Source organism: Compostibacillus humi, assembly GCF_014637175.1.
Lineage (GTDB): Bacteria > Bacillota > Bacilli > Bacillales > Amphibacillaceae > Oceanobacillus > Oceanobacillus humi.
Window position 1 is genome coordinate 19,472 of record NZ_BMEV01000034.1, and the last position, 15,462, is coordinate 34,933.

General features: G+C 40.4%; 17 protein-coding genes. 8 read left to right on the plus strand and 9 right to left on the minus strand.

Annotated elements, in window-relative coordinates:
• Positions 1-36 precede the first annotated feature (36 nt).
• Positions 37-420, minus strand: coding sequence for a YppG family protein (locus tag IEV18_RS09965; RefSeq protein ID WP_188392234.1), 384 nt, complete (start codon positions 418-420; stop codon positions 37-39).
• Between the two features lie 195 nt (positions 421-615).
• On the opposite strand from IEV18_RS09965, the gene IEV18_RS09970 reads away from it, so the two are divergent.
• The 5 genes from IEV18_RS09970 to IEV18_RS09990 all read left to right on the plus strand — a co-directional run bounded on the left by IEV18_RS09970 (position 616) and on the right by IEV18_RS09990 (position 5,726).
• Entirely contained in the window at positions 616-1,581 is a 966-nt protein-coding gene (locus IEV18_RS09970; protein ID WP_188392235.1) for a phosphate/phosphite/phosphonate ABC transporter substrate-binding protein, read from the plus strand.
• Positions 1,582-1,655: 74 nt separating this feature from the next.
• On the plus strand, positions 1,656-2,432 hold the full coding sequence (phnC, locus tag IEV18_RS09975; RefSeq protein ID WP_188392236.1) for a phosphonate ABC transporter ATP-binding protein: 777 nt from the start codon (positions 1,656-1,658) through the stop codon (positions 2,430-2,432).
• Entirely contained in the window at positions 2,429-3,259 is an 831-nt protein-coding gene (phnE, locus tag IEV18_RS09980; RefSeq protein WP_188392237.1) for a phosphonate ABC transporter, permease protein PhnE, read from the plus strand. The genes phnC and phnE (IEV18_RS09980) overlap by 4 nt, the downstream gene beginning before the upstream one ends.
• The gene (gene phnE, locus IEV18_RS09985) at positions 3,259-4,056 is read left to right on the plus strand and encodes a phosphonate ABC transporter, permease protein PhnE (protein WP_188392238.1); all 798 of its coding nucleotides are present in this window, start codon (positions 3,259-3,261) and stop codon (positions 4,054-4,056) included. The genes phnE (IEV18_RS09980) and phnE (IEV18_RS09985) overlap by 1 nt, the downstream gene beginning before the upstream one ends.
• A gap of 107 nt (positions 4,057-4,163) precedes the next feature.
• Positions 4,164-5,726 carry a bifunctional metallophosphatase/5'-nucleotidase gene (locus IEV18_RS09990; RefSeq protein ID WP_229733623.1) on the plus strand — a complete coding sequence of 521 codons (1,563 nt, stop codon included), beginning with the start codon at positions 4,164-4,166 and terminating at the stop codon, positions 5,724-5,726.
• A 41-nt stretch (positions 5,727-5,767) separates the two neighbouring features.
• On the opposite strand, the gene IEV18_RS09995 is transcribed toward IEV18_RS09990, so the two are convergent.
• The 6 genes from IEV18_RS09995 to IEV18_RS10020 form a co-directional block, all read right to left on the minus strand.
• Positions 5,768-6,586 carry a PepSY domain-containing protein gene (locus tag IEV18_RS09995; RefSeq protein WP_188392240.1) on the minus strand — a complete coding sequence of 273 codons (819 nt, stop codon included), beginning with the start codon at positions 6,584-6,586 and terminating at the stop codon, positions 5,768-5,770.
• Positions 6,587-6,700: 114 nt separating this feature from the next.
• Entirely contained in the window at positions 6,701-8,041 is a 1,341-nt protein-coding gene (locus tag IEV18_RS10000; RefSeq protein ID WP_188392241.1) for a HAMP domain-containing sensor histidine kinase, read from the minus strand.
• Positions 8,041-8,730, minus strand: coding sequence for a response regulator transcription factor (locus tag IEV18_RS10005; RefSeq protein ID WP_188392242.1), 690 nt, complete (start codon positions 8,728-8,730; stop codon positions 8,041-8,043). Before IEV18_RS10005 ends, IEV18_RS10000 begins: the two co-directional genes overlap by 1 nt.
• A 25-nt stretch (positions 8,731-8,755) precedes the next feature.
• The gene (locus IEV18_RS10010; protein ID WP_188392243.1) at positions 8,756-9,319 is read right to left on the minus strand and encodes a GNAT family N-acetyltransferase; all 564 of its coding nucleotides are present in this window, start codon (positions 9,317-9,319) and stop codon (positions 8,756-8,758) included.
• 121 nt (positions 9,320-9,440) lie between these two features.
• On the minus strand, positions 9,441-9,761 hold the full coding sequence (locus tag IEV18_RS10015; RefSeq protein WP_188392244.1) for a thioredoxin family protein: 321 nt from the start codon (positions 9,759-9,761) through the stop codon (positions 9,441-9,443).
• Positions 9,762-9,776: 15 nt separating this feature from the next.
• A complete protein-coding gene (locus IEV18_RS10020; RefSeq protein ID WP_188392245.1) occupies positions 9,777-10,595 on the minus strand; it encodes a DUF368 domain-containing protein in 819 nt (272 codons plus the stop codon).
• A 186-nt stretch (positions 10,596-10,781) separates the two neighbouring features.
• Here IEV18_RS10020 and IEV18_RS10025 point away from each other — a divergent pair, with 186 nt between their 5' ends.
• Positions 10,782-11,114: a PadR family transcriptional regulator gene (locus IEV18_RS10025; RefSeq protein ID WP_188392246.1), complete on the plus strand. Its 333-nt coding sequence runs from the start codon at positions 10,782-10,784 to the stop codon at positions 11,112-11,114.
• Complete coding sequence (locus IEV18_RS10030; protein WP_188392247.1) at positions 11,111-11,803, plus strand: DUF1129 family protein; 693 nt, start codon at positions 11,111-11,113, stop codon at positions 11,801-11,803. Before IEV18_RS10025 ends, IEV18_RS10030 begins: the two co-directional genes overlap by 4 nt.
• A gap of 42 nt (positions 11,804-11,845) precedes the next feature.
• On the opposite strand, the gene IEV18_RS10035 is transcribed toward IEV18_RS10030, so the two are convergent.
• On the minus strand, positions 11,846-13,003 hold the full coding sequence (locus IEV18_RS10035) for a CapA family protein (RefSeq protein WP_188392248.1): 1,158 nt from the start codon (positions 13,001-13,003) through the stop codon (positions 11,846-11,848).
• Between the two features lie 219 nt (positions 13,004-13,222).
• Between IEV18_RS10035 and IEV18_RS10040 the strand changes: the two genes are divergently transcribed.
• Positions 13,223-13,396, plus strand: a complete 174-nt coding sequence (locus IEV18_RS10040) for a hypothetical protein (protein ID WP_188392249.1) — start codon at positions 13,223-13,225, stop codon at positions 13,394-13,396.
• Positions 13,397-13,446: 50 nt separating this feature from the next.
• On the opposite strand, the gene typA is transcribed toward IEV18_RS10040, so the two are convergent.
• Entirely contained in the window at positions 13,447-15,276 is a 1,830-nt protein-coding gene (typA, locus tag IEV18_RS10045; protein ID WP_188392250.1) for a translational GTPase TypA, read from the minus strand.
• Positions 15,277-15,462 lie beyond the last annotated feature (186 nt).

The window sequence follows — 15,462 nt, forward strand, 5'->3', positions numbered from 1 at the left end:
CGAATATATTTTTAAAAAACATAAACCCGGCAAAAGTTAACCTCCTGTTTTAAAATTTTTTAGGAAGCCGTTAAATTGCTGAATAATCGGATAAACCTGGTGATACGTATTTGCCAGCTGTCCTACTGTTGTCAGCACTTTATCCAAATCCAGCTGGCCATCTTCTTTTTGGAATTGGCCCATCAAATTTGCTTTTGGGGGCATATTCCCGTACATTGCTGGATCCGCATTATTATTTCCATAACTAAGTCCCGGAGGTTCAGGTTTTTGAAAATACTCAAAAGGAGTTTGGTACCCATAAGGCTGATTAGGCGTATTTGCAGGACCGGGCCAAGCAGGTGGCATTGGATAATAGAAGTCGTAAGGTGGGGGCGTTTGGGGCTGCCGCTGAAATTGCGGATTATGTTCAAAAAAATACATGGATATCCACCTCTTTACAATTTATCTACTGTAAATTATGCAAGAAAAGAAAAAATGGTGAGCATCCATCCCATGAGCAAAAACTGTTTTGTAAATTGTTAGTAAAAAACTGAAAAGGACTAGTAATTTTCATGAAGTTATTATTTAATATAATGGAAGGGTATTTTAATGAAAATCTAGGAGGGCCAATGAAACATGAAAAAATTTCTTAGTCTGTTACTTGTACTCGGACTAATGTTCGTTCTGGCTGCTTGCGGCGGATCAGACTCTGAACAGGATACGGATACAAGTAATGGAGAAGACAGTGCATCTGAAGAAGGTTCAACTGAGGAATCTGAACAAATGATTCCAGACACTTTAGTAATGGGATTTGTTCCATCTCAAGACTCTGACACGATTGCTGATACGATTGAACCATTAGCAGAGCGATTAAGCGAAGAGTTGGGTATTGAAGTTCAAGGGCAAGTTATGACGAACTACAACGCTCTAGTAGAAGCAATGGGAGCAAACCAAGTTCATGTCGGCTTTATCCCAGCATTTGGATACGTTCTAGCCAACGAACAATATGGCGTTGAAGTTATATTGAAATCTATCCGCTACGGATCTGGTACATATAAAGCACAATATGTCGTTCGTGCCGATTCTGGCATTGAAACTTTAGCTGATTTGGAAGGAAAGATTTGGGCATACAATGATAAAGGCTCCACTTCCGGCTACTTATTCCCGGCTAACCAGTTGATGGAAGAATTTGGTCTGGAATCAGCGGAACAATTAGAATCTGAATTCTTTAGCCATACGATGGAAACTGGCGGTCACGATAACTCCGCCATTGCAGTATATGAAGGGGATGCCGATGTTGCAACAACCTTCGATGATGTACGTACAGAATTAGAAGAAGAATATCCAGACGTAATGGAAAAACTGACGATTCTTGGATATACCGAAGAAATTCCAAACGATACCATCTCTGTAACGAAGGAATTGGATGATGAATTTGTTCAAAAACTTAAAGAGATCTTCCTTTCCTTTAACGATGATGAAGAAATGATTCAAATTATGAAAGACGTGTACAACTGGGATGCAATTGATGAAGCTACAGATGAAGAATATCAAATTGTAAAAGATACGTACGCCAAATTCAAAGATAACATTGAACTATAAATGGAAAAGGGGAGAGAACCTCCCCTTTTTTAATGATTATAGAAGAATGTCAAAATAATGGAGGATTTTGAAGTATGATTGAATTTAAAGATGTAAGCCTGGTCTATCCCAATGGCACCCAAGGGCTGAAAAATATTAACGTTACAATTAAAGACGGAGAATTTGTCGTGATTGTCGGTTTATCCGGTGCGGGGAAATCCACTTTTATTCGCAGCATTAATCGTCTTGTTACGCCTACCTCCGGCTCCCTTCTCGTTGACAATGAAGATATTTTAACTTTTAAGGGAAAAGATTTACGTAAACTTCGCACAAAAACCGGAATGATTTTCCAGAACTATAACTTAGTAAAACGTTCCAGCGTACTGAAAAATGTACTGGCAGGACGTTTAGGACATGTCGGCACTGTTCGCTCCATTTTAAACATGTATTCGAAAGAAGATCTTTCTCTTGCCTATGAAAGCCTGAAACGGGTAAATATTGAAGAAAAAATATACAATCGTGCCGATGAATTGAGTGGCGGGCAGCAGCAGCGAGTCAGTATCGCCCGTGTCTTAACCCAGCAGCCTAAGTATATTTTAGCTGACGAACCGGTCGCTTCCCTCGATCCTCCAACTTCACACCAAGTCATGACATACTTAAAAAAAATTAATAAAGAAGACGGAATAACGACCATTGTCAACTTGCATTTTATTGATATGGCAATGGAATATGCCGATCGAATTATTGGCATGCGTGGGGGAGAAATCGTCTTTGACGGACCAGCCTCCGAAGTATCTGAAAAAACCTTTGAAGAGATATACGGCCGCTCTATTCGTGAGGAAGATAAGATTGGAGGGGCGGATAAATCATGACAAAGGGGAAATCTGTTCTCTCGCAAGCATCTTCAGAAACAAACAAGATTCCATCCCTTTACCCGGCAAAAACGAAACTGCAAGTAACGGTCATCTTTTTTACCGTTCTGATCATTTATATTTTCAGCATGTATTGGACACAACGGGAAATGGTTGGCGGTGTAGGCGGCGCATTAGGGAATATGTACACGGTGATTAAAAAATTCTTTCCGCCGAACTTTGCAATTCTGCCAAACATTCTCGATCCATTATTGCAAACGATACAAATGGCAATTATCGCAACTACGATTGCTGCAATTATTACTATACCTTTGGCATTATTATCCGCGCGAAACGTGACAACATTTAAGCCTTTATATTATTTTTCAAGAACATTTCTTAACTTGCTGCGAACCATCCCGGATTTAGTGCTTGCCGTTATTTTTGTCGGCCTGTTTGGCATCGGGGTCTTTCCTGGTATTTTGGCACTTATTATCTTTTCTCTAGGGATTCTTGCCAAGCTAATCAGCGAAACGATTGAAGCTGTAGATATGAATCCGATGGAGGCGATGCGGGCTTCCGGAGGAAATACACTCCAAGTAATTTGGTATGCATTAGTGCCGCAAGTGCTGCCGCAATATACTTCCCTTGTATTGTACGTGTTTGAGATTAATATTCGTGCCTCCGTTGTTCTCGGACTTGTCGGAGCCGGAGGAATTGGGCTCATTTTAAACCAGCAGTTAGGTTTTTATAATTACCCGAATGCCATGGCGATTATCATTATCATTTTTGTTGTAGTAATTCTTATTGAGTATATTAGTAATAAAATAAGGGAGGCGTTAGTGTAATGGATCAATACTCTCTCCCGCCAAAGCCAAAAAATGCATTCATGAAAAGAATCCGCAATATTGTGATTGCAATAGCCGTTGTTGCATTATATATTTGGACCTTTACAAGTATTGACATTGATTGGGGACGGGCAATTGAACGGTCGCTGAATAACTTTCAGCGGGTCATTCCGAAATTATTTAGTCCGGATTGGGGAGCACTCGGTGAAGTTTCTTTATCGATGCTAGAAACGGTTTTTATTGCCTTCGCCGGTTCCTTGATGGCAGCCATCATTGCTGTCCCGCTGGCATTCCTTGCAGCAAATAATATGATGGGTAAATATTTCTCTATTATTGGCAAATGGATATTATCTGCCATTCGCGCCTTTCCCGACTTAATCTTGGCGATCCTTTTTGTTGTTGCTGTTGGGCCAAATGCTTTTGCCGGTGTGCTCGCCATTGCCATCGGATCAACGGGAATGCTCGGAAAGATGTTCTCAGAAATTATCGAATCTATTGATATGCAAGTAGTTGAAGCGATGCAGGCAAACGGTGCAAATCGCATCCAAATTCTGTTTTATGCTGTACTGCCGCAAATAATTCCGGAATTTCTGTCCTATGCAATTTACCGTTTTGAAGTAGATATTCGTGCCTCCTCGATTCTCGGTATTGTCGGGGCCGGAGGAATTGGAACGATGATTATCTTTGCCGCCAATAACCGGAACTGGAACGAAATGGGCATGATTTTGCTTGCTATCATTGTCGTGGTAACGATCATCGACTTTGCTTCAGCTAAAATCCGGCAAAAAATTGTATAATTTAGATATATCCCCACACTTTTGCTGTGGGGTCTCTTATTATTTATTGCATGCGAAATTCGCAGAAAATGAGAGGAAGGATAAAGTTGCAAAAACAGAAGGAACAAATGACGTTAACCGTTTTATACACGAGCGATGTCCACGGAAATGTCTTGCCTAAATTGTACGGAAACAATGAAAAAGCTGAATTGGGGCTTGCTAAATATGCGAGTGCAGTAAAACAAAAACGCTTGCAAAATAATCCGCTGATCGTTATTGATAACGGCGACTTAATACAAGGAACACCTTTAATGACCCATTATGTGAAAGAACATCAAGATAAAGAAAACCCGATGGTCGGAATTATGAACCGGATAAACATCGATGCCGGCGTCATTGGAAACCATGAGTTTAATTTCGGCAAACAAGTGTTCCAGCAAGCGGTCGAAGCGTCGAATTATCCATGGCTGTCGGCAAATATTGTCGATGCGGTGACTAAAGAACCGAAATTCGGTCCGCCATATATCATTAAAACGTTGGATCAAGGAATAAAAATAGCCATTGTCGGGGTTACAACCCATTACATACCTAATTGGGAAGCGCCAAAACATATTGAAGGAATTGCCTTCCTCGATGCCTATTCCACTTTAAAACATTGGGTAAATGTAATCAAACAAGAAGAAAATCCGGATTTGCTCATCGCCTGCTATCACGGGGGACTGGAAAAGGACCCGGTTACAGGAGAAGCAACAGAAGCATTGACCGGCGAAAACCAAGGATATAAAATGTGTACCGAGATTAAAGGAATCGATATTTTGCTTACAGGGCATCAGCACCGCACTTTTGTTGAAAAAATAAACGGTACATTAGTTCTCCAGCCAGGGAGCAGCTGCCAATTCTATGGTGAAGTTACAGTGACATTTGCGAAACAGGAAAGTAAATGGAAGCCTATCCATAAAGAAGGAAAACTGCATTCATTGGAACAATTCGAAGCAGATGATGAAATACTGAGTTATATAGAAACGTTAGAAACCTCAACCCAAAGGTGGCTGGATAAACCTATCGGATATGTAAATGGAGATATGACCATTACCGACCCTTTTCAGGCAAGGGTACGAAAGCATCCATTTATCGAATTCATCCATAGAGTGCAAATGGAAGCGAGCGGAGTGGACATTTCAGTCGCTTCCTTGTTAAACAATCATTCTGCCGGCTTTTCATCTGTCGTCACGATGCGTGATATTGTTTCCAACTATATGTACCCGAATACCCTCGTCGTACTTGAATTAACGGGGAAAGACATTAAAGAGGCGCTGGAAAAGAGTGCAGAGTATTTCGTACTTGATAATGATGGGGAAATAGCCGTCAATCCCGTTTTTGCAAAGCCAAAACCACAGCATTACAATTACGATATGTGGGAAGGAATTGAATATGAAATCCGAGTATCCGAACCCTTCGGCTCCCGGGTCCGCCATATTACATACCACGGCAAGCCGCTGAAAGAGGACCAAACTTACCATGTCGTGCTTAATAATTACCGGGCCTCTGGCGGCGGGAATTTTAAAATGTTTCAGCAAAAGCCGATTGTAAAAGAAATACAGAAAGATATGGTCGAATTAATTCGGGAGTATTTTGAGAAATATGAAACAATCACTGCAACGGTTCATGAAAATTTTGCCGTGAAAAAATAAAAAATAGCTGTCCTGAAAGTACAGGACAGCTATTTGAATTCTTAATCATCATCGTCGTCATCGTCATCATCATTGGAGTCTATTTCCACGACTAACACTGCACCAGTATATGCATCAATTTCGATTTCCGCTTCTTTATTTCCGTTTTTAATTTCAACCTCGTAAATTAGCCGGCCGTCATCTTCATCCAAGTCCAATTCTACGATTGTACCGGAAAATTGTTTTAACGCTATGGAACGTGCCTTGCTTTCACCGATAACAGCCTTTTTGCTGCTCTTTTGTTTTGCTTTTGGTTTTTGATCATCTCGGTCATCATCGTCAGACTTAGTTTGTTTTGGTGTCTGTGCTGTTTTCTTTTCTGTAGTTGTATCTTCATTTTTCTTAACGGACTGCGATGCACTGTTTGTGCTGTTTTGCGCCGTTGTCGTTTGTTTTTCTTGGGCTTTTTCTTTTTCTTTAATTACCACTTGTTTTTCGCCCTGATCATCTTTATTGTCATCTTTGTCGTCATTCTGTTCCTCTGCGTTTTTCTCTGTCTGCTTTTCTTGCTGCTTATTTTGCTGATTGTCTTGTGCAGCTAGCTTTTTGTCCAAACGAATGACTTCACCGGTATTCCCGTCAATTTTGAGTTCATACTCTTTTCCGTCAATTACAAGTTCGATTTCATATACCGGATTTTTCCCTTTTTTATCCAACTCCACTTCCTTGATTGTGCCTGGATATTGTGCCGTCACTTTTTCCCGGATATCGGCAGGAGAAAGATTTGGCTCCGCATTGACACTTCCAAATTGGGAAAAACTGAAACCGATAATTCCTGCCACTAACATCGCAGCAAGCGTAGCTAATATTTTTTTCTTCATTTTTTTTCCTCCCTTTCGCTGTTAATCTTATTGTAAGCCGCAATGGTGAAAAAACATGGTGAGAAAGATTAGAATTTGATGAGAAAGGGATGAATTTTTCTTCATTTCATTCCTTTATTGAACATACGGCAAGATAATCGTAAAGGTAGAGCCTTTCCCAAGTTCACTTTCTACTTCTATTTTTCCTTTATGGCCTTTGACTATGCTCGCTGCAATCGCTAAACCTAAGCCTGTTCCGCCGGTTTCTCTGCTTCGTGCCTTATCTACCCGATAAAAACGGTCGAAAATCCTCTCCTGAACATCTTTTGGAATCCCTTGGCCAAAATCGGTTACGGAAATGCGAGCCTTTTCTCCGCGCTTGCTAATATTTACTTCCATATCATCCGAACTATATTTCATGCCATTTTCTAACAATATATACAATACTTGTTCCAACAGCCCTTTATTACCCTTGACAAATACCGGTTCAGACTGCAAATGGATTTTTCGGCCGTAAGCTCCCTCGAAAACAGGAATAATTTCCTTTATGAGCGCCTCGATATCAATAGGATCCTTGTCTACTACTTCTTGTTTCCCTTTTGCAAGGGACAGCATTTGTTCAATTAGCCTTTTCATCCGATCTGCCTCAGAATCTATTGCTTCGACAGATTCTTTTAACAGCGCCGGATCGTTCATTCCCCTTCGCTTTAACAATTGGGCATAGCTTTTGATAATCTGGACAGGAGTTTTTAATTCATGGGATGCATCGGAAACAAACATTTCCTGCCTTTCATAACTATCCTTCAAATAATCAATCATCTGGTTAAAAGTTTTTTGCATTTCATAAATTTCATCTTTACTTCGGGATACGGTGTCGATTTTTTTCCATTTCCCATGTTTCATGTTCTCTTGCATCGTTTCCTGCAGCTTTTGAATCGGTCGCAGCAGCAGCCGGCTTAACAAAACGCCGGAAATGATAACAGGGATTAACATTATCAGAAAAAGAACGGTCAAAACATAGGACAAGGTGCGCATCGTCTCATCCAGTGCATATAACACATTCGACACTTGCAGCGTGACAATCTCACCGTCTTGCCAAATAATTGGTTTTGTTACTACGGCAACATCAGGATAATTTCCTTCTGTATAAATTTCCTTTGATTCCTTATTGGTGAACTTCCACGGCAATGTTAAATATTCTGTGGATCTTGTCTGTTCAAATAACGGATTTCCGCTTTCTTCAATAATGCGAATCATCCCATTTACCGGCAAATATGCTTTTAAAACGTTGCTTATATCCGCGTCAGGATTTTCCTTTAAGGTTGCCACTAAATCATTTGTAGTGAGTTCCAGCTCCTCTAACTCGGAAGAAGTACTCATTTTATGGAACATCAGAAAAATAGCGACATTCACAAGCAGCAGCAATATGAACATGAGCAAGCTTGTAAAGATTTGAATTTTTACTTGCAATTTCATTATTTCCGATTCCTCATCGTATACCCGACACCGCGGACAGTGTGGATATATGGTTCCGGGTAGTTTTTATCAATTTTTTGCCTTAAATAGCGAATATATACATCAACGACATTCGTATCCCCGTAATAATCGAATCCCCATACTTGTTCCACTATTTGTTCCCTTGTTAATACAACATTTTGATTTTTCATCAGAAAAATAAGCAGATCAAATTCCCTTGGGGTTAATTCGATTGATCTATTCCCCCTTTTTACTTCCCTGCTGGCCAAGTCGACTTGCAGGTCACCGACAGTAAGTATTTCATGGGAGGAATTTTCTTTTTTCGCTTTCCGCAAATGGGCCCGGATTCTTGCCAGGAGCTCTTCAATTTGAAAAGGTTTTGTAATATAGTCATTTGCGCCAAGATCTAATCCGCTCACCTTATCATGCACTTCATCCCTTGCAGTTAACAATAAAATCGGAGTTGCTTCGTCTTCCCTTCTGACCCTCCGCAAAACTTCGAAACCGCTCATTTCCGGAATCATAATATCGAGCAATACTAAGTCCCAATCCTTTTCTTTTATAAGCCTCAACGCATCTTTTCCATTATCCGCAATCATCGTTTCATAGTCTTCATACTCCAGTTCCAATTGGAGCACTCTGCTTAATTTCTGTTCATCTTCTACAATTAATATTTTTGCCTTTGACATTTTTTCACCTGCTTGTAATCATAGTTTAGCGGAGCTTGGCATAAATACACGTATCTCTCCAATCCCTTTTATCGATGGAAAGGCTGTCCCGGCGCAAAATGCCTTCCAGTTCAAACCCTAATCGCTCTGCAACCTTTCTGCTTTTTACATTTTTAGAATCACAGCGGATTTCCAGCCGCTGGGCATGCAATTCTCGAAAACTAAAATCTGTTAATCCTTTTACCGCCTCTGTGATATATCCTTGTCCGCTATATCGGGTATCTATCCAATAACCGATTTCAAATTTTGGAACTTCCCAATTAATCCGGTGTAAACCGGTGCTTCCGATAAATGCGCCGGTCTCCCGATGGAAAATATGCATCCGCAAATCTTTTCGCTCAAGGAAAGCAATGTGGGCCTGACGGACGTTTAATTCCGTTTCTTCAACACTTGGTACTTGCTGGGCAAACTCCAGCCACGGCTTTAATTCTGGCAAACTATGGATCATTGCTTCATAGAGCGGGGCACCATCCCCGGGCATCGGCAAGCGAACGAGAAGCCGTTCCGTTTCAAATTGCTGCGGAAAATCAAAAAGCAACGGATGATTCATATCCAATCCCACCATCCCATTTGTTTTCTATTATTATATATGAAAGAATTGTGCATTCAATGGAATTTTCAAGAAAAAAGAGTGTCCAAAAAAGCAAGCGCTTCCTGGACACTTTTCCAACTTAACCTAATTGCTGATGTAAAAATTCCTTTACCGATTCTGGTGTTTTCGTATAGGCACTATGCTGATGGGCAAGTTTTTCACCATTTTGGAAAATTAAGATGCTCGGTATTCCCATCACTTCATACTCTTCAGCAATCCCTTTCAGTTCATCCGTATTGACCTCGTACCAGTTATATTGCTGAAATTCCTCAAGAACTTCGCCAATGAACATGTCCATTACTTTGCAATCGGGACACCAATCGGCAAAAAATTTTATAATCACCGGCGCTTCACTTTGAATAACTTCATTAAACTTCTCCATCGTTCCGATATATTCCATTACCCATGCTCCTTCCTATTCTTCGTTATACTCTACTTTCCCTAAAATATAAGCTGCAAGCAGCCCGACGGCAAAAGCTGCCACGCTTACAATTGCTAACGGGATGCTAGTTGGGAATCCCGGAAAAATGACAAATACAGACCCAATCACTAAACCGATAATAATTGCAAAAGTTGCAGTAAAATAATTTTCTAAGAAAAAATGAATGATTTTACTCATCACAAGTATGCCGACGGCAATACCTGAACCGGTTACGATAATGATATCAAGCTGCAAATTGCTGATAGCTGAAATAATTGTCGTATAGCTGCCAAGCAAAAGCAGCATAAAAGATCCGCTAATTCCCGGAATAATCATTGCACTGCTTCCAATCATCCCTGAAACAAACAAAAAGATATAAGTAGAAAAAGTTATATTTTCAATTACTTCTCCTTCATTCGGATTAAAAAAAGCCATTGACGCAACAATGCCTATTCCTATTACCAGTAATACATAGTGAGACACCCGAAAGGAATGTTTTACATCGGCCTTATGAAATAAAAATGGCAGCACCCCTAAAATTAATCCTAAAAAGAAAAATCGAGTCGGACCAGGATAATGCTCAAAAAGCCATTCGATGACATTGGCAAGCAAAAATATTGCTGTAACAATTCCAATACCTAAAGGAATAAGAAAGCCAAAATGTTTTTTCCAATCCTTTGTGAAAATCCCATTAATTGCAGCAATTAACCGATCATAAATACCGAGCAAAACAGCAATGGTACCTCCGCTAACCCCGGGAATGACATCACTGGTACCCATTATTAGGCCGCGGTATAAGTTTTTCCATTCCATAAATTGTTCTCCTTATGTACAGTTTCGTTGTTCCATGAAAAATTCCAGTTTCATAATACATGAAATATCATACCAAAAATAGATTGAAATTTACACAGTAAATGCTATAATAAAATTAGCTACTTTGTAAAACAAGGTAGCTAAAAATTTAAAATGCTATTTTGCATTACAAGGTAGATGAATGACATGTCACAACGCAGCCAATTATTAAAAGGAATTCTCGAAGGATGTATACTGGCCATCATTCAACAAGAACCTGCTTACGGTTACGAACTATCGATGAAATTGCAAAAATTTGGATTAACCGAAGTAAGCGAAGGTTCCATTTATCCGATTTTGCTCCGTCTGCAAAAGGAAAAGTTAATCATAGGCGAAATGCGCAAGTCTGAATCTGGCCCCAACCGGAAATATTATCATTTAACCGATAAAGGTGAAGAAGCATTACAATCCTTTATTGAACATTGGATTTCCATCAAACATCCGGTGGAAAACATATTAGAAAGGGTGAAAAGACGATGAATGCGAAGGATATTATTGAGCTAAACAATGAACTGCGAGAGCAGCTAAATAAAGAAAATTTAGCTGCTTATGAAGATATGCTAACCTACATTCGACTAAGTTCCAACAAATCGGAACAGCAAACGGAGGAAGTCCTTTTAGAACTATTGGAACATTTGCTGGAAGCACAAAAATCAGGGAAAACGGCAAAGGATATTTTCGGGGAGGATTTAAAACAATATTGCGATGAATTAATTAACGAAATTCCCGGAGAAAAAATGACTAAAAACATGAGATTTTGGTCCTATATCGCATTACAATATTTGGCTGTTATAACCCTGACGTTTGGATTGTTGAGTTTCCTTTTACACTCCTTTTTCCAGCTGGGGGAGAGCTCTCTCCGTTTTCCATTAGGAACCGGTGTAATTGCCATCCTTCTCGATCTAGGTTTGTTTTACCTTTTAGTCCGCTTCATCTTAGCATGGATGAAAAACAGCAGTTTTAAAGAAAAAAGGCCGAAAAAGTGGGTGGAATTCCTCCAATTATGGCTTATTATGACCTGTGCCATTGCATTGTTCTATTTTATTCCAAAATTATTGCCCCACTTTGGCACTACGATTACCGTTCATAATTTAGTCATTGCAGCTATCGGCGTGATTTTGTACTTGATTGCCAAGATTCTAAATAAAAGATATCGTTTTACGTCTTAAATCGATGAAGGCACCCTCCAGGAAAGGTGCCTTTTTCATCGGTTATTCTTCAATAAATGTTAAATCAGTAATCCACTGGGACATGTGGGTTTTTATTTCGTCGTAATGGTTTTGGGCATCCGGCAAGTCATTATCCGTCAGCTGGAACATTGGCACGACCTGATAATCGCTCCAGCTAGGATAAAATTTGACATAGGTAGGAAGGAACTCTGGGGAATGGACTTCAATTTGTATACTATCTCCCTCCGTAATTTTTTTAACGGAAAAAGTTAAAATACCTCCTATACGCTGATACAATTTTTGCTGGTTGGATAAAAAGTTTCCTAACGAGTATGCGGCAAGCATGCAATTGCCTTTTTCACCCGTTACCCACTCTAAAGGCTGCAATACGTGGGGATGATGGCCAATGACAGCATGTACCCCAAGATCGGCAGCGTACTGAACAAGATCTTTTTGCGATTCATTTGGCAGCCGTTCATATTCATTCCCAAAATGTAAACTCAGGATGATAACATCCGCTTTTTCTTTTGCCTTTTCAACTTCATTGGCAATCTGTTCCTTATCGATCAGATTGACTAAATAATCCTTCCCTTCCGGAACAGGAATTCCATTCGTTCCATACGTATAGGATAAAAAGGCAACAGAAATACCTGCTTCCGTTTCATACACTCTGACGTTTTCCTGATCTTCCCTGTCTTTATAGGCGCCCGTATACATCATATCAATTTTTTCCCAATGTTCGATCGCGCGCTGGATTGCTTCTTCCCCGCGGTCCAACGTATGATTATTGGCAATCGAAACGACATCTACCCCAGCGTCTTTCAGCGCATCCCCTACTTCATGAGGGCTATTAAAACTAGGATAAGTAGATAAACCGATTTCTGTACCGCCAATCATCGTTTCCTGATTGGCAATGGTAATATCCGCTTTTTCCAGGTACGGTTTCACGTGTTTAAGCATTGGAGAAAAATCAAAGGTGTACCCGACTCTCGCATCGTCATATACCGGACTATGAATGAGCATATCGCCTATGGCCGAAATCGTAATTTCCTGTTCAAACCTTTGATGGATTTTTTCCTCTAAATCAACGTGCTTCAACGACGCGTTTCTGCTCACTTTTCCTTCCTCAAGGGAGGTGCCGCAAGCTGCAAGAAACGAAAAACATAAAATGATTATAAACAATATGTTTTTTCTGCTCATCTATCAAACTCCTAAATTACATTTGATAGATTTATCATACCATGGGATATACAAAAATTGACACCCTTTTTCAGCAACCGACACTTTTCATTGCTTTTTTCATAGATTTATGGCAATTTTTCCCTTTCTTAAGGATTTTGTTATACTGTAAATAGAGAACATGTAGCCATCAAAAGGAATAAGATACTACGAAGTTCATCAATGTTGGAGAGGTTTTTTATGAAACGTTACTTAAGCGGCATTTTTATTTTTCTTTCCGTTATCTTCGTCATAATAGGTTTCGTATTAGACTTTTATTGGAGCGGCATTGTCGGCTGGGGTCTGGCGGTTATCTGTTTAATATTGGCCTTGTACTTTACAAAGTATATTACCGATGAGAAAAAGGACCGTTAGAGAGACTTATAAAAATGAAAAAAGGCGTTGCGAATGCAAACGCCTTTTTCTCAATTCATTTTATTTCTTTTCGCTGCCTTTTCCCTCGCATTTTTATCGAGTATTTTTTTCCTTAAACGAATGGATGAAGGAGTTACTTCACAATACTCATCGTCATTTAAATACTCCAGCGCTTCTTCCAGGGACATTTTGCGGGTTTTCCGAATCGTTGCTGTCTGATCTTTCGTAGCGGAACGAACATTTGTTAAATGTTTTTCCCTCGTAATATTTACCGTTAAATCATTTTCCCGATTATGTTCTCCGACGATCATCCCGGCGTATACTTCCGTTCCCGGTTCGACAAAAATAACCCCCCGGTCTTCCAGCTGCATAATGCCGTAGGTGCTCGCCTTTCCGTTTTCCAATGCAACGAGAACTCCTTGTCTTCTGCCGCCAACTTGCCCCTTATGCATTGGCTCGTAGGACTCAAACGTATGGTTTAATATTCCGTACCCGTGGGTTTGTGTCATAAACTCCGTCGCATAGCCAAGCAGCCCCCGGGAAGGCACTTTAAACTCCAGGCGAACTTGTCCATTGCCATAATTGATCATATCGAGCATCTCGCCCTTTCGTGCCCCCAGCGATTCCATCACTGCCCCTGTATATTCTTCCGGAACATCGATTTGTACCCGCTCCACCGGTTCGCAGAGGACACCGTCAATTTCCTTTAAAATTACCTTTGGTTTCGATAGTTGCAATTCGAACCCTTCCCGGCGCATGTTTTCCACAAGAATGGATAAATGTAATTCTCCCCGGCCGGAAACAATCCATGCATCGGGAGAGTCTGTCGGTTCTACCCGAAGACTTACATCCGTCTCCAATTGTTTCATTAACCGTTCTTCAATTTTGCGGGCGGTAATAAATTTTCCTTCTTTTCCGGCAAAAGGACTGTTATTAACGAGAAACATCATTTGCAAAGTCGGCTCATCAATGCGCAGCCACGGCAGTGCCTCTGGATGGTCTTGCGGACAAATCGTCTCCCCGATGTTTAAGTCTTCCATGCCGGAAACAGCGACAATATCTCCGGCTTTTGCTTCCGTAATTTCGATTCTTTTTAGTCCGAGAAAACCGAACAGCTTTGTTACCCGGAATGATTTTTCCGTGCCGTCTTTCTTAATCACTACTACTTGCTGCCCGACGTGAATCTTTCCTCTTACGACACGGCCGATTCCAATCCGTCCGACATAATCATTGTAATCGAGCAGTGTTACTTGAAACTGCAGCGGCTCATCCTGATTGTCGACTGGGGCTGGAATATGTTCCAAAATCGTATTGAGAATTGGATCCATCGATTCTTCTTGAGCTTCCGGTTCAAATCCTGACGTGCCATTTAATGCGGAAGCATAGACGACAGGGAACTCCAATTGATCATCATCCGCTCCCAAATCGATAAATAAATCTAATACTTCATCGATGACTTCCTCCGGCCTTGCATTCGGCCGGTCAATCTTATTCAGGACGACAATCGGAGTTAATTTTTGCTCCAATGCTTTCTTTAAGACGAACCTTGTTTGCGGCATTGTTCCTTCATATGCGTCGACGACGAGTGCAACCCCATCGACCATTTTCATGATTCGTTCCACTTCGCCGCCAAAATCCGCATGTCCAGGCGTATCTAAAATATTGATTGTCGTATCCCCATATTTAACTGCTGTATTTTTTGCCAAAATTGTAATTCCGCGTTCCCGTTCAATATCCCCGGAATCCATTGCCCGTTCGTCTACTTGTTCATTTTCCCGAAAAGTTCCGGAGTATTTTAATAACTGGTCCACCAATGTTGTTTTTCCGTGGTCCACGTGGGCAATAATAGCGATATTGCGAATATCTTCCCTTCGTTCCATGATGTTACGCTCCTCTTGTTAAAATAAAAACAATGTATTTTACCATATTATAAAAATCATGTAAATGTCTGCTTTTTTTAAGTTTACCGATTTTCTTTGTTATACCTTCAATCCATTCGTATTTTTTAATCGAAGAAACTTGAATTTATATTTCTGTGTGGAAAAAGTTTATTTTTACCAACACAA

Excerpts from the sequence above, each read along its gene's own strand:
- IEV18_RS10025 (WP_188392246.1), top strand. The coding sequence starts at position 10,782 with ATGTCACAACGCAGCCAATTATTAAAAGGAATTCTCGAAGGATGTATA.
- IEV18_RS10035 (WP_188392248.1), bottom strand. The coding sequence starts at position 13,003 with ATGAGCAGAAAAAACATATTGTTTATAATCATTTTATGTTTTTCGTTT.
- phnE (WP_188392237.1), top strand. The coding sequence starts at position 2,429 with ATGACAAAGGGGAAATCTGTTCTCTCGCAAGCATCTTCAGAAACAAAC.
- IEV18_RS09965 (WP_188392234.1), bottom strand. The coding sequence starts at position 420 with ATGTATTTTTTTGAACATAATCCGCAATTTCAGCGGCAGCCCCAAACG.
- IEV18_RS10020 (WP_188392245.1), bottom strand. The coding sequence starts at position 10,595 with ATGGAATGGAAAAACTTATACCGCGGCCTAATAATGGGTACCAGTGAT.
- typA (WP_188392250.1), bottom strand. The coding sequence starts at position 15,276 with ATGGAACGAAGGGAAGATATTCGCAATATCGCTATTATTGCCCACGTG.
- IEV18_RS09970 (WP_188392235.1), top strand. The coding sequence starts at position 616 with ATGAAAAAATTTCTTAGTCTGTTACTTGTACTCGGACTAATGTTCGTT.
- IEV18_RS10030 (WP_188392247.1), top strand. The coding sequence starts at position 11,111 with ATGAATGCGAAGGATATTATTGAGCTAAACAATGAACTGCGAGAGCAG.
- phnE (WP_188392238.1), top strand. The coding sequence starts at position 3,259 with ATGGATCAATACTCTCTCCCGCCAAAGCCAAAAAATGCATTCATGAAA.
- phnC (WP_188392236.1), top strand. The coding sequence starts at position 1,656 with ATGATTGAATTTAAAGATGTAAGCCTGGTCTATCCCAATGGCACCCAA.
- IEV18_RS10010 (WP_188392243.1), bottom strand. The coding sequence starts at position 9,319 with ATGAATCATCCGTTGCTTTTTGATTTTCCGCAGCAATTTGAAACGGAA.
- IEV18_RS10000 (WP_188392241.1), bottom strand. The coding sequence starts at position 8,041 with ATGAAATTGCAAGTAAAAATTCAAATCTTTACAAGCTTGCTCATGTTC.
- IEV18_RS10015 (WP_188392244.1), bottom strand. The coding sequence starts at position 9,761 with ATGGAATATATCGGAACGATGGAGAAGTTTAATGAAGTTATTCAAAGT.
- IEV18_RS10040 (WP_188392249.1), top strand. The coding sequence starts at position 13,223 with ATGAAACGTTACTTAAGCGGCATTTTTATTTTTCTTTCCGTTATCTTC.
- IEV18_RS09990 (WP_229733623.1), top strand. The coding sequence starts at position 4,164 with ATGACGTTAACCGTTTTATACACGAGCGATGTCCACGGAAATGTCTTG.
- IEV18_RS09995 (WP_188392240.1), bottom strand. The coding sequence starts at position 6,586 with ATGAAGAAAAAAATATTAGCTACGCTTGCTGCGATGTTAGTGGCAGGA.
- IEV18_RS10005 (WP_188392242.1), bottom strand. The coding sequence starts at position 8,730 with ATGTCAAAGGCAAAAATATTAATTGTAGAAGATGAACAGAAATTAAGC.